Genomic DNA, 12,446 nt, shown 5'->3' with positions numbered 1-12,446 from the left:
TGTGCACTGGTCCCCAGTTGCCAGGTGTGCCGCACAGCGCGGACACCGGCCCAGCGGACCACAGATGCCGCAATTCGACACCATCTCGTCCGTGTCGAAATTGTAATCGCCGGGGTCCCCATGACAATTTGTGCAGTGCTCTGGCCACCTGGCAAGCCAGGTAGCGCGCGCGCTCAGCACAGCTGCCTCCCAGTCTCTTTCGTCATCCCGAAATACGGTATTGGCGTGGTTGAATGCCATTAGTCAGCCTTCATCGACCAATCATTGCGGGGCTCCGCGGTGAATAGGGATTGCCCTTGCTCGTCACAGGCGGTTCTCTGCCTGCTGGAATTCCTTCACCACACCCTTGCCGGTGAAGCGAAAGACCAAAGTGGATTCCTTCATGCTGTTCCCCATCATGTTGGCGAACGGAATGTAGGCCATGGCCCCGGTGCTGACGTTCTGGTATGACCAGATCTGCTCGCCCTTTTCGAGATACTGCACGTTGCTTGGGCGACCGAAGATGCGTTCCACATCTTTGGTGGTGGTAACGCCCGGCTTGATCATGGCGACCTTCGACTGGTCCGTGATAGCGTTGTTGGCTCCGGTCGTTGTGCAGCCAGCGAGAGCCGCCGACATAGCCAGTGCAACTGCCAGAATGGATCTCTTCACGAATACTTCTCCCGTTTAAGTTTGCTTGTTCTGAAATGGTGCGACGATGCGTTCGCCCCCCCTCCATCGAGGGGGAGGGCACGTCCTAGACGTGCTCATCTGCGCAGTCTTGTATCGCCGAAACGATAGGATAGACGACTAACGCAAGCATCAAGGCCAGAATAAGCACCAGCATGACCTCTCCTTTCAGGCCCCTTCCGGCTTGACAGTGGGAGCGCGCTTGCTCTCCGCAAAAGCAGAGCGAGCGGCGTGGTCCATTGCCCTGACGACAGGGACATAGGTTTCGTCACGCAGGCCTCCGAGCATCCACGACAGGGGCGCGAACGCCGCGCCGCCGTGGAAGCCGACGGGCTTGGGCGGATCTGTCTCTGCCCGCTGCCTCGCCCCTTCCTCGCCACCGCGGTGCAGTAGCGCAGGGATCATGGCCTCATCAAGCTGCTCACAGAAGCCGACCCAGCCGAGATCCTGGCCACCTTGGGTAACGATGTGAAAGTACGCGATAGATACTCGCTCCATAGGCGTCATCATGTCTCCGGCTGTTAAAACGGCGGCCCGTCACCGTCCAGCCCAGCATCGCCAGGCGGATTGGCCGCGACTGAATTGCGCGCCGGCTTGGTAGAGGAGCGCGGCTGCGTGGGGCGCTCGCTGGCTGTGGGATTGGAAGCGAGTTTGTCTAGGTCAAAGGCAATCACCTCGGTGATATAGGCAGCCTTGCCATCGACCTCATACTTCCGTGTTTGCAGCTTTCCCTCGATGCTGACACGGTCATTCTGCGCAAGCGTGCCAGCTTCCTCCGCGACGTTGCCGAAGCACACGACACGGTGCCAGTTGGTAAACTCCGTTGTCTCGCCATTTCGCTGGACACGGTCGACGGTAGCCAGGCGTAGGGTAACGGTCCTGTCACCGTTCGCCTTACTGCGGCTTTCCGGAGCGCCGGCAACTGTGCCTTTGAGTCTTACGCTGTTGGTGTCTCGGCTCATGCTCAGCTCTTCCGGGCAATGATGGTGATCTCTCGCTGAGAAGCAGTCGATCTTGCACCATAGGGAAGGTGAACGGTACTTCCCTCCCGCATCGAAATGCTCATCTTCGCTACTGCGCTGCTCATTCGAGGAGCCTCCACCTGGTAGCCGCCGTGCGTGATGGTATCCATGCCGATCAACTGGCTATCTGTGATCTCCAGCTCCGTCGTGAGAGCACCATTGCCTTCCACTGCAGGCATCACCTCGATGCTGATGCCATCCCACACCTTCTCCGCGCTGCAGGACAACGCCTCCGGGGCGGTGCTGTCGCAAGCGGCCAAGTAGCTGATCCAGCGCCCCGACTTGGACGACGACGGCTTCCCGGCTATCGCAGACAAGGTCGTGGTGTGAATGACCTGACCGTTCTCGAGCAACTTGATTTCGTAGGTGAGATTGGTCTGGCCTGCATCAGCATTGCCTTGTTCGGCGAACGCATTTGCACTCAAGAGCATGGCGATAGTGACGGTCAAACTCGCTACGGATCTTTTGCACTTCATTTTTCATTCCTTTCGGTATAGATATCACGATACGTAAAAATAGCGATAAACATGAAATGAGGCTACGTTCTCTTCGGCCCACAATCAGGAGCTAAGACACAACAGGTTTCACCTGCCTGATCACAAAACATGGCGGCGAAGTCGTCGCCATCCTCGGCTGCCGGACAGATCTGCATGGTGTTCTGTTGTGGTCGAGGTGTGCCGCAGTATTGGCAGCGCCATGCGGCGCCATCGTAGATTCCCGGCTGGTAGTCGTGCCGGCATATGTTGCCAGGTCGCATGGTTAGCCCTTCCTGAGTAGTTGTAAGCCATTCGAAGGCCGACTTCGGTATGGTCCTTCAACGGTCGGCCAAGGCCGGCTGCTGACTTGTTTCATTCCTTGCTTGCCTGGTGGAGATCGAGGTGATTGTGCGCTTCCACTTCCCGATGCATGTCCAGAACTTGCGAGTGCGAGTACAGCGATGTGGTTGATAGGTCGGCATGGCCCAGCACGTCACGGACCACCAGCAGGGGCGTGCCGTTACGCAGCATTGCCGACGCTGCCATATGACGCAGCCAGTGCGTCGAAGCGGCCTTTAGATGGTCCGCAGCCGCTTTATCCTCCAGCGTCTCAGCGGCTGCCTCGAACATCCCCTTGAAGACGGTGTACAAGGCTTGCCGTGTGAGCGGACGGAGTCTTTCCTTGACATGGATCGAGAAGATCAGCGGCGTCTCTTCGCGAGGAGCGATTGAGGCGGACAACCCGAATGACTGGCGGTACAGGCTCAGTTCGTGCAGCACTTCGTCGGTCAGCGGGATTTCTCGCGGCTTCGACCCCTTACCGGTGACGTGGAGGAAGGCGCGGCTCTTTTGTGTCCGGAGATCCTTGATCCTCTCAATGTCGCCCATTGTCGCGGTCAAGGCTTCGCTGCTGCGAATGCCGGTCGAATAGAAGAGGGCGATCAGCCAGCGGTTGCGCGCATACTGGCGACGTTCATTGACCGTATCCCGCTTGGAAGCGGCAAGCCAGTTCAGCAGGCACAGCCACTGGTCGTCCTCCAGCATCCGATTGGTGCGCCTCGCCTTCACAACTGGCGAACCGCGCCGGGAAAGCGTCAGCAACGGGTTGCCGGCCAGATAGCCGGCGTCTCGCAGCCACGAGAACATCCGCCAGATGGCGCGCTCGGCGAGGGCGATGCTTTTTGGCTGCAGCGGTCCGGCAAACGGTTTGTACGCATCGGATACGCGCCCGTCACGGCCTAGCCGAGGCCGCTTTGGCCCAACCCACAGCGCCGCAGGTTGCGGGTCCACCAGAAATTCGGTATAGCGCAACCAGTCTTCATGAACGACGGAGGAGAGCGGCTTTTGCAGGGTCAGCAGGACCCAGACGTAAAAGCGCGAGACTTCCTTCTCGTATGCGAGGAACGTTGGACTGCCCTCCTTATACTGGCTGAGCCATAGCTCGATGGCATCCCAGTCCCGGTCGGCTGCAACCTGCTGCCGACCGGGACTTCGATTGCTTCCAGCGCTGCCATCCAGATGTCGTGGAAGCGTGCGCTTCCTTAGCATCGCAAAGGCTTCGCTGGGTGTCGTGAGAGTAGGGCGCAGGGCGAGTGAGTCCGACATTCTGTCCGTTGTCGAGTTGATGGTTCGCTGTGGGCTCAGCCCTTGCACAGATCTGCAATCTCAAAGCTTTCGTCGTCGTGCCCGACAGGCGCTTCCGCATTTCTCTTGCTGTTCGCCTTGGCATCCTTCTTCATATGCTTCTGGCGTTCGGTTTCGACCTTGTGCCGTGCATCGATCAGGCCCTTTAGGCTGGCCGCGGGCAACGTGATTGTCTTGCCTGCCAACTCCGCGACGTTGTTGTCGAGGAGCGTCGAGATCTCGGCCCGCTGGCGCTCCGACAGCCGATTGTAGAAGGTGTCCAGTGACTCGACCAAGTCGTTGACCGTCGTGCGGGAGAACGCGCGCCCGAGCACCGCAGTCTTGGTGATCTTCTTCTGCCCCCCGTTCTTCTCCACCATACCGCGCAGGACTTCTAGCGCACGCTTCATCCCGTACTTCTGGATCGCCGCGACCGCCGCATCCGTCCCGACCTTTTCGCCTGCCAGCAGGCCTTGCAGTTCAAGAGGCGATTCTGCCAGCAGGATCATCTGTTGGACATGCGTATCAGACTTGCCGTTGCGCTCGCAGATCCTCTGGATCGACCAGCCCATGCGCCGCAGGCGGAGGTAAATGTGACCCAGCTCCAGGCCATTGAAGCCACGACCTTGGTTGGAAGTGAGCATGTGCGCGGTGCGCTCGTCCTCCGATCCTCGCCACTGCCGCGCTTCAAGATAGAGTTGCTCGTGGCCTTCGTCCATCAACTCGATGGCGGCAGTGGTTCGACACTCGCCGTCGACCAGCCAGATCTCGCCGTCTTCGACTTCCACATCAATCGGCGGGAAAGCCGCCGTGCCCGCGGTACGCATCGACACCTTCATGGTGTCGATGTGGGCCCGTAGCCCCACGCTCTTGATCCGTCCGTTGTGCCCGGGGCGCACCTTCACCAGGCGCGGGTCCAGCCTGTAGATCGTCTGCTTGCCAATGCCATCGAGCTTCTTTTCGGCCATGGCCTTCAGGGAAGGCAGCGGCTTGCTCGTATTGTTCATCCTGAATTCTCCCGTGAAAAGTGACCGTGGCCGGTCGTCGCGCGGCAGCTGTGCTGCTGCCTGATGCGCTCAGTATATCGTACGTATCGATACTACGTTATGCAATTTGACATATCTAGAGCTATGTCAAATTTCAACGCGGAAGCGTTATTTTTATAACGTATTACGCGGTACTTTTACTGTATTAATGCAGCGATGCGGTGTACTATTCAAGGAACCGCAAGTGCACGGAAACTATCATGCCGCCCCTTGAATCCCCCGAATTGCAGTTGCTGGATCACGTCCAGCGCATCAAAGAGCGCTTTCCCGGGCGCTCCGGTTATCGAGACCAGATCCGGGAGCTTGCAAGAGAGCTGTTCTTCACGTTTGGACAGCGACCGAGCGCGCAACGCGTTGTCAGCTTGCTGGCGGACAACGGGCGGTCGCCGAGCATGAGTACCGCGCAAGAGGAGATCAACAGCTTCTGGGAGACATTGCGGCAGACATCCCGGATTCGCATTCAGCGCCCCGACGTCCCTGAGATCCTGCTGGATCACTTAAGTCAGGTGGCGTCTGACGTCTGGCAAGCCGCGGTGGCGCAGTCCGAAGCAACCACCAAGGAGGTACGGGAGCAAGCCGTTCGCCAGGTGATGGACATCACTGAGCAACGCGATCAGCTGCAGGCCCAATCCGATGAGTTGGCCGCGCGAAACGCCACGCTACTTGAGGAGAACGAGCAGCTTCTGAAAAAGGTAGCGGAGCTGGACCAAGCGGTCGTGGCCGAGAAGGCCGTCCGGTCGGCGGCAGAGGCTAGTGCTGCAGAGTGGAAGGCCGAATTCGAGAATACGCAGCAGTTGCGCCGGCAGGAGGCCGAGCTAGCCGCGCAAGCTCTCAATGGGGTTCGACAACAGGTCGAGCAGCTAATGAATGAACAGCGCCGACTGTTGGCCGTTGCAGATGATTTCAAGCAGGCCGCGCTGCGGGACAGGTTGGCGCTCGAAAGCTCAGAGAGGCGGGTGGCCGAGGCTCTAGGGCGCTGTGAGAGCCTTCTGGCTGCGAAAGAAGCTGCCGAAGGCCAGCAGCAGCGCTTGGCTGGCCAGAACGAGCAATTGCAGCGAGATCTTGCCCAGGCGAGAAGTGATAGGGACAGCTTGATGCAGACGACTGCCGTCGAGATGGCAAAGCTTCGCACCGCGATCACAGAAATGGAAGCGGAATATCAGCGCCAGACGCTACTGGTGCGCCGCGGTGTCAGCGCTCGGAACAGGGCAATCAAACGCGCCTGGCGCTATCGACGTAGCCACAGGCCCCGAGTCCAGCGAGAGTAGCATCCCGATAGCGCTTGCTTGGATTCCCCGACCAGGAACCAATCGCCTTCAAGCAACTTGGCATGCTGCTGTAGTTCATTCTCCGTACGCTGAATTTAGCGTCACAGAAAAAGACTCAACTTCCCATCCGCTGTCAACAGTAATCGTATTCTTTAGCTTTAGATCCGGTACTAGACCAATCCAATATGCCGATATTTCGGTTTCCCTTCTCTTCCCTTGGGCAGATTTCTGATGCACGGTGATCGTATAGGCACCACAGCTCTTTGCAGACGGGCTGTTGACAGAAAATGGGAGAACCCATTTATCTTCGCCTAGATACTTGGGTGGCTCTTGCTGTAGCGACGCAACTATCTCCGTCTGAGGAATACTTGGCAGCGGTGGCAGGAGAGTCTTGTCAGGGACGTTGATTCGGAAAGCCAAAAAATGAACGACGCTATATCCGCACCTCTTTCCTCCGGACGTCTTCGGATGCTTGAGGGCGTATGCGAATATTCCATCGTTTTTCGCTTCCGGGCTAGCTTTTCCGGCAAGTTGCGCCGCGAGCGCGTCCGGATTTCCACCATCTTGCCAGCATGCAACGTGGTGGCCGACGGCAAACATTTGTATCCTTGAGTCATCCGCTTGCGCTGCTTTATCCAGTTCTCCTTGATATCCCCAATCATCGGTTAATTTAACGTCAGGCCATGGTCTCACTTCGAAGGGAATTTCGGCGCCAAAAAGTTTCGTTGCAAGTTGACCTTTATCGGGACTAGTCAAATCAATGTCACCCCCTGCGTTCTCTCTGCTCGCGGACGGCCATACGTTAAGCATCCCCCTTATGCGATACTGATAAAAACTCTCGCCTTTTACTACAATTGGCGATACGGTACTTGCCATCGCACCGATCAGCGCTAGTTTGGCTTGGAGGGATTGATACTCCAGGTACGGTCGCATTGCCGACGCAGCCTCGCGCACGCTTGGGGCAATTACTGCGGGTGACGATAAAATTGAATCAATTTCGCTAAGCTTTTGATAAAGCATGTCTACAGACATAGCCGTTGATTCAATATCCGGTGGATATGGATAGTCGAGATTAGTGTTGTCCTCGGCGGGCCAATTAGTTGCCTGCCGCAAGCTTGCCATGTCTGCTTCTATCGGCACCGTACTCCCATCTAGACCGTTTGTTCCCCACACCTCGCCAGCAAAACTCCTAATTCTTTGAATTAGCTCATCGATAGTGATGGCAAATACCCCATTCTGATTATGGCCCGTGGTGCCGCCTGATTGTGCATACGTGATTGCAACACTTCTTCCTTTGGTAAGCTTCATGATAGACGAGTCCATACTCGCCTCTGCTCGCGCTTCCCCGACCGCGAAATCAATCTCTTGGTGGAATTTTTCCGTATCAACCTGGCTATCCGATTTAAACTCGAGTATCGCTGCAAGCTCGCCGCCGTATCTCACCGTTTTGGCGTAGGACGTACCGTATTTCTCGACCAATGAGGGATACTGCTTTTTTGTAATCAACTTCAAGACTTCATCATTCAGCTTTGCACTTTGCGTTGTTTTCTCATTTGCGATCATTCGCATTCTAAATACGACGTAGGCACGCGATCTCTCGATCCGCGTGCTCTTGAAGATGCTTAAGCTGGCGCCGCCGCCTGATATACCCTCAGCTCCGTACCCGGCTGACATTGAGACGCTTAGGTGACTAGCAATTTCCGAATAGCTTTCAACATATTGAAACGCATATACCGGTTTATTAGTCGGCTCCGCCTTCGGTGGAGTCACATCCTCCTTGAGTGCGCGATTTCTCGAAGTGTTTGTGCGCGGCTCATACCCAATTCCGACATAGACCGAACCACTAACCGGCACGGTCTTCTCAGCCAGTGACTGGACTAATGGTCCGTTATTATCGAATTGTCGAAAAGATTTAGGCCAGAGGTCATTATTTGCCATTTTTACACCTCCCTCACTGCGCCATAAATTCACGTTAGTAACGCTAAGTTGGCTTCAGTAACTTAACTCCATCAAAACTATGGGCCGACCGAGCTATTAGCCCACGGCGAACTGCTTAGCTTTGTGAGAGCGCGTCGAACCAAGGACCATCCCCTCTCCCTAGACTGGCAATAGACGCGTCTCTATATTTGACGATTTCAGTCTGGGGATAGTGACTCACTATAGGCGACCCATAGTGTTCCGCAAGGGAGGCCGTCGTGAACCGCGTCATGTAGCCATCGTAAGGCGACGGACTTCGAGATCGACTTGTTAATGCAACTGCGTGCGGCCAGGGACGAAAGCGCTAGTCGCTGCGCCGATGGCGGAAACAGCATGCGCTGGCCCACCAAAGCCCCAAATTATTATGGTTCGAAGGGCAACCGAGTTGCAGCTTGACGACGCTTACGGCCTGCACCAAAGGAATGCAGGCCGGCTATCGTCATGGGGACAGTGGACACCGGCTACGCGGCAGCGCGCAGAAAAAGCGGGCCCGGGCTATCGTTGCCCGCCTCAGGCCCGTGGCTTGCGGCAACTAGCCTCGGTAGGCCGGACGGATAGCCTTCCGGTCGTCGTGCAGCTTCCGAGCAACAAACGCCTCTCTCACGAAACCCCGGAACGCCTCCTTGACGTCGTCCAACGTCAGGTCGCTCAACGACTTAACCGAGGTCTTTCGCGCACTGCTTTCAAGCTCGTTCCAAGTCTCGAAGCGGACTGCGCCGTCAGCATCGGAAACGATGTTCAGGGTATGCGTATTAGTCTCCCCTGCGAATCCCGGCCCGAACTGGCTACGGTCCTCGATATGTTCGCCCTGCTTTGCGACAAAGGCGATGGACACGTTCGCGCGGAAATCGACAACGTCGCGCGCATACCGACAGGAGTAACCCTCCTGCTTCATAGCATCCGCCTGTTCACGTAGGTAGCGGTAGACGCCAGCCTCTTCGAACGCTTCGCGAGCACGGACCACCATGTGGGCCCGCGCCGCTGTCTCCCGATCTTTCGCGGCCTGCCGCTCACGAGCCTCTGTTGCCTCCATGTCTCGGAACTCAACGGAAATTTGTCTGAAATCGCTCATACGTGTGGTTGGGTAATAGGTGGTTGGGGGGGAAGCTTTACATCCGTAGCCTGGTGGACTTGGGAAGCGTATCGAAGGCGTTGTAGTCGTCAGGAATAGCGACCGACCCGCTCTCCGCACGCAGCCTCTCCTTGGCGCTGCGGACTGCGGGCGAGTCGGTCGGTGTCGGTGCAGGCAGTCCGGTAGTATTGGTCGCGGCCATCACGACAGCGGAGCCGTCGCGATAGCGAATTTCGACTGCTTGGCCAAGTTTAGGCATCTCACGCAATGCCACGGCCTGGTGCAGGATGCCCGACACGTCATCGATCTTCTGCACGACCAGATCCTGACGTACGGCGACAATCGGCCCGACATAGCGACCGTCGCCTGGCTCTGCGCGCCGCAGGTCTGCAACAACCTGTGCGGCAAGCTGAGCGACATCCTGGTCCACGCCGAGTCGATCCTCGAAGCCCCGGGCAATCCGGTTGTGCATCTCCACTTCTGGGCGCCCTGCAAAGCGGTTCACAGAGTTGCCGATGTGATGCCCGACGTCAGCGAACTTCTCATAGATCACCGATTGACCGGCCATCTCGTGCTTCATTGTTTCAGACGCATCGCCTAGAATATGGGAAGGAATTTGTTTAAATCGTGCATGCTCAGTTGCCGTGAATTGACGCATAAGCGAAGGATTGTCTGGATGCCGCAATTTCGGGTCAGTGGACCTAATTTTGGCGTACCCTTTAGTTAACGTTCCTACATTTTCGTCATGGGCATCGTAGATCTGCATTTTGAAGTTCTTGCCTGCGGCGAGATCCCTTGCCTCCTTTTCAACAAGGCCTCTCATCGTGCCCCAGCGAGCGTCGTCTGCTGGGATGTCTTCGAGTAGATCGCCAATAACCTGGCACATCGCTTTCGGCGGCATCAGCTGATCGAAGTCGAAATCGATTCCCTGAGTTACAGCGACCATACACCAACGATCTCGATTTTCAATCGCACCCCATTCCTTTCCATTTAGAATGCGTTCATGCGTGGTGTAACCGAGATCGCGGAGTTGAGAGCGGAGAATGCTGGCGGACGCCGTATTGGCGTAAGTCGGCACATTTTCGATAGTGACAATTGCCGGCGCGGCCTTGTTAAGGATGACGAGCGCTGCGACTACCAGGTGGCCGACCTCCGGATGCGCCTCGGGATGTTTGAGGCCGCGTTTGGCCGTTCCGGCTCGGCTCGCTCCCGAACAGGGGATGCCTGCCTCTAGAATCTCGACCTTCGGTATGTGAGCCAGGCCCCGATCATCAAAAGCCAGCTCCTGCATCGGTGCGGCAAGAGGGACAGTATCCTCTGACCAGGCATCATTGAACTCGGACGCGTGCTCAAGCAACTCGGGACGGATTTCGTTCGCGAATTCGAGCTTCGCCTTGAGCCCTGCCCGCTGCAGGCCGGCATGGATGGCATGCGACATGATGCCGCCGCCGTGCGAGAGACTGCCGATGCGCAACGGCTCGCCATTCTCCATGCGCGACCTCAGGCGCTGCAGTCGCTCCTGCTTCTTCAGCTCAGATGCCAACGGCAGTAGGTAGATTTGGCCATCCTTGACCACCATCCGGATCGCAGCCATGCCATCGAACGCAGCCAGCAGTTGGTTGCTGTTCAGGTCGATTACGGGCATCGTCCGGGATCGAACCTGCTTCGGTGTCACAGTACGAGTTCCGTCCTTGCTGAGTGTGAGCACCACGCTTTTGCCCTTCACTTCGACTTCGTAACTCTGGCCTGGCCCGAAGCCAGCGCGCTCCAGCTCGAGGCCCTGAAGCCATACACGCGGCTTGCCGCGGTTGGCACCAATTGTCTTAATGAAATAGCCGTCCATGGGTGTTTTTGGTGGTCAGTGGATCTTTTCGTACCGGCTGATGGACTCGGCGTTGCTGCCGAGCATTCGTTCCGTGGCGAACTTGAGAGACTCCAGGCGAGCAGCGCTTGACGATCCCGACCAGATCTTCCGCGGCATAGACCGCGTCAGGCGACGGACCGCTTTGACCAGCACTTCTTCGCTATCGAATTGGCGACCATGGAGATCTGCGAGGCCTGCTTCCAATCCGGCTGTGCATACGGTTGCCGTAGCCGGCCAGGAAGGCATGTCACCGGGGTGTTCGCTTTCGTCTCTGTCGTAGGCCATCATCGCTGCCAGATAGGCATTGGCTTGGGACGGCTCGACCAGGGCTAGGCGTCGGGAGGAAGCTGGACCCACGCCACCATTCCACGCAAGCGGGCCGTAGTAGACGTCAGGGTCTGACGAGTTGGCGTCGCAGATTTCGAACGTGAAGCTGTCGACATCTGTCAGGAAGAATCCCGCACCAAGTTCCACGTACTTGTTACTCATGGGGGACTCCCACGTTGTTCCGTTCTCCTATACGGCGCAACGTGCGGTCATGGGTGGCGGCAGGCGTGGCAGGGAAAGAAGTGAGCCAGGACGCTACTTGTTGGACCATTCCAGTTGGCCGCTCGATCACGGATGGCGTTACAGGCCGCTCCATCATTCCCCTGCTCTGCAGATGGAGCGACAGGCGGCTGTACTCTTCTACGGTGTAGCCAACAGCATGAGCAGCCCGTTCGACCAGTGAGTAGTCGTCCGGGTGCATCAGCAACTCCAGCTTCCGCTTCATCGATGGAACCGACTGGCCTGGCATCGGTGCTTCGGCCAACCATCTTGATGCGGCCACGCACAGGTATTCCTCGATGGAGAGCCCCACGTCCTGCGCCGCTCTTTCGAGCCTCGCATAGTCGTCGGCATGCAAATCCAGCTCGAGTCGCCGGCTCAGGGTTATGGGGGCATTCTGTTCGGACATATAGACTCCCGATGACCAGCGATACGCGGCTACGCGCAGATCTCGCGCAAGAGCGCGGACTGACTTGCGTGTACCTGGATGGGGACACAGTCCACCCCGGCATCGATCAGATACCGGGTGCGGTGCCTTCCGTTGATAAACGAGACGACGGGCGCAGGAGTCTTGGGCCGGAGCGACCACCAGGAGCGGGGGAATTCCTGCATGTGGATGCCAGCGCGTGGGACGTTGATCGCCCCTCCCTTTTCATCGAGAAACTCTTCGATGCCGGCCCGTTTGGAGCTGGGCCAATGGCCTACGGGGCCTACGATGTAGCTGTCGCGCTCCCAGCAGGAAAGCAACTTTCCCGCGTTCACCAGAATGACGGGCCACTCGACCAGGTCATCAATGTCAGGCTTGAACAGGACAGCCTTCACTGGAATTCGAGGCGCGGGGATGGTTACTCGCCAGCATGAAGCGGAGATCTGAATGAGCATG

General features: G+C 57.4%; 13 protein-coding genes. 1 reads left to right on the top strand and 12 read right to left on the bottom strand.

The annotated features are described in order from the left end of the window. Window positions 1–303 precede the first annotated feature (303 nt). From E0W60_RS33715 to E0W60_RS33690, 6 genes are all read right to left on the bottom strand, one after another. On the bottom strand, window positions 304–651 hold the full coding sequence (locus tag E0W60_RS33715) for an outer membrane protein assembly factor BamE (RefSeq protein WP_135707188.1): 348 nt from the start codon (window positions 649–651) through the stop codon (window positions 304–306). A 186-nt stretch (window positions 652–837) separates the two neighbouring features. Then, entirely contained in the window at window positions 838–1,179 is a 342-nt protein-coding gene (locus tag E0W60_RS33710; protein ID WP_135707187.1) for a hypothetical protein, read from the bottom strand. A gap of 11 nt (window positions 1,180–1,190) precedes the next feature. Then, entirely contained in the window at window positions 1,191–1,631 is a 441-nt protein-coding gene (locus E0W60_RS33705) for a single-stranded DNA-binding protein (protein ID WP_135707186.1), read from the bottom strand. Window positions 1,632–1,633: 2 nt separating this feature from the next. Further along, a complete protein-coding gene (locus E0W60_RS33700) occupies window positions 1,634–2,167 on the bottom strand; it encodes a hypothetical protein (RefSeq protein WP_135707185.1) in 534 nt (177 codons plus the stop codon). Between the two features lie 372 nt (window positions 2,168–2,539). Continuing rightward, on the bottom strand, window positions 2,540–3,772 hold the full coding sequence (locus tag E0W60_RS33695) for a tyrosine-type recombinase/integrase (protein ID WP_135707184.1): 1,233 nt from the start codon (window positions 3,770–3,772) through the stop codon (window positions 2,540–2,542). A 35-nt stretch (window positions 3,773–3,807) separates the two neighbouring features. Then, window positions 3,808–4,797, bottom strand: coding sequence for a hypothetical protein (locus tag E0W60_RS33690; protein WP_135707183.1), 990 nt, complete (start codon window positions 4,795–4,797; stop codon window positions 3,808–3,810). A 239-nt stretch (window positions 4,798–5,036) separates the two neighbouring features. On the opposite strand from E0W60_RS33690, the gene E0W60_RS33685 reads away from it, so the two are divergent. Continuing rightward, window positions 5,037–6,104: a DNA-binding protein gene (locus E0W60_RS33685; RefSeq protein ID WP_135707182.1), complete on the top strand. Its 1,068-nt coding sequence runs from the start codon at window positions 5,037–5,039 to the stop codon at window positions 6,102–6,104. Window positions 6,105–6,179: 75 nt separating this feature from the next. Here E0W60_RS33685 and E0W60_RS33680 read toward each other — a convergent pair whose 3' ends face one another. The 6 genes from E0W60_RS33680 to E0W60_RS33655 all read right to left on the bottom strand — a co-directional run bounded on the left by E0W60_RS33680 (window position 6,180) and on the right by E0W60_RS33655 (window position 12,445). Further along, a complete protein-coding gene (locus E0W60_RS33680; RefSeq protein ID WP_135707181.1) occupies window positions 6,180–8,042 on the bottom strand; it encodes a hypothetical protein in 1,863 nt (620 codons plus the stop codon). Between the two features lie 571 nt (window positions 8,043–8,613). Next, window positions 8,614–9,153: a hypothetical protein gene (locus tag E0W60_RS33675; RefSeq protein ID WP_135707180.1), complete on the bottom strand. Its 540-nt coding sequence runs from the start codon at window positions 9,151–9,153 to the stop codon at window positions 8,614–8,616. Window positions 9,154–9,190: 37 nt separating this feature from the next. Continuing rightward, on the bottom strand, window positions 9,191–10,996 hold the full coding sequence (locus E0W60_RS33670; RefSeq protein ID WP_135707179.1) for a DNA cytosine methyltransferase: 1,806 nt from the start codon (window positions 10,994–10,996) through the stop codon (window positions 9,191–9,193). A gap of 15 nt (window positions 10,997–11,011) precedes the next feature. Further along, the gene (locus E0W60_RS33665; RefSeq protein ID WP_135707178.1) at window positions 11,012–11,506 is read right to left on the bottom strand and encodes a hypothetical protein; all 495 of its coding nucleotides are present in this window, start codon (window positions 11,504–11,506) and stop codon (window positions 11,012–11,014) included. Further along, window positions 11,499–11,972, bottom strand: a complete 474-nt coding sequence (locus E0W60_RS33660) for a hypothetical protein (RefSeq protein WP_135707177.1) — start codon at window positions 11,970–11,972, stop codon at window positions 11,499–11,501. Before E0W60_RS33660 ends, E0W60_RS33665 begins: the two co-directional genes overlap by 8 nt. Window positions 11,973–12,001: 29 nt before the next feature. Further along, the gene (locus E0W60_RS33655) at window positions 12,002–12,445 is read right to left on the bottom strand and encodes a plasmid fertility inhibition factor family protein (RefSeq protein ID WP_431189936.1); all 444 of its coding nucleotides are present in this window, start codon (window positions 12,443–12,445) and stop codon (window positions 12,002–12,004) included. Window position 12,446 lies beyond the last annotated feature (1 nt).

The sequence above is a fragment of the Cupriavidus oxalaticus genome (assembly GCF_004768545.1).
GTDB classification, from domain to species: Bacteria; Pseudomonadota; Gammaproteobacteria; order Burkholderiales; family Burkholderiaceae; genus Cupriavidus; species Cupriavidus oxalaticus_A.
This window is presented reverse-complemented; position numbering and strand designations above follow the sequence as displayed.

Coding starts and splice junctions, on each gene's coding strand:
- E0W60_RS33690 (WP_135707183.1), bottom strand. CDS start 4,797: ATGAACAATACGAGCAAGCCGCTGCCTTCCCTGAAGGCCATGGCCGAA.
- E0W60_RS33700 (WP_135707185.1), bottom strand. CDS start 2,167: ATGAAGTGCAAAAGATCCGTAGCGAGTTTGACCGTCACTATCGCCATG.
- E0W60_RS33660 (WP_135707177.1), bottom strand. CDS start 11,972: ATGTCCGAACAGAATGCCCCCATAACCCTGAGCCGGCGACTCGAGCTG.
- E0W60_RS33680 (WP_135707181.1), bottom strand. CDS start 8,042: ATGGCAAATAATGACCTCTGGCCTAAATCTTTTCGACAATTCGATAAT.
- E0W60_RS33705 (WP_135707186.1), bottom strand. CDS start 1,631: ATGAGCCGAGACACCAACAGCGTAAGACTCAAAGGCACAGTTGCCGGC.
- E0W60_RS33670 (WP_135707179.1), bottom strand. CDS start 10,996: ATGGACGGCTATTTCATTAAGACAATTGGTGCCAACCGCGGCAAGCCG.
- E0W60_RS33695 (WP_135707184.1), bottom strand. CDS start 3,772: ATGTCGGACTCACTCGCCCTGCGCCCTACTCTCACGACACCCAGCGAA.
- E0W60_RS33675 (WP_135707180.1), bottom strand. CDS start 9,153: ATGAGCGATTTCAGACAAATTTCCGTTGAGTTCCGAGACATGGAGGCA.
- E0W60_RS33710 (WP_135707187.1), bottom strand. CDS start 1,179: ATGATGACGCCTATGGAGCGAGTATCTATCGCGTACTTTCACATCGTT.
- E0W60_RS33685 (WP_135707182.1), top strand. CDS start 5,037: ATGCCGCCCCTTGAATCCCCCGAATTGCAGTTGCTGGATCACGTCCAG.
- E0W60_RS33655 (WP_431189936.1), bottom strand. CDS start 12,445: ATGCTCATTCAGATCTCCGCTTCATGCTGGCGAGTAACCATCCCCGCG.
- E0W60_RS33665 (WP_135707178.1), bottom strand. CDS start 11,506: ATGAGTAACAAGTACGTGGAACTTGGTGCGGGATTCTTCCTGACAGAT.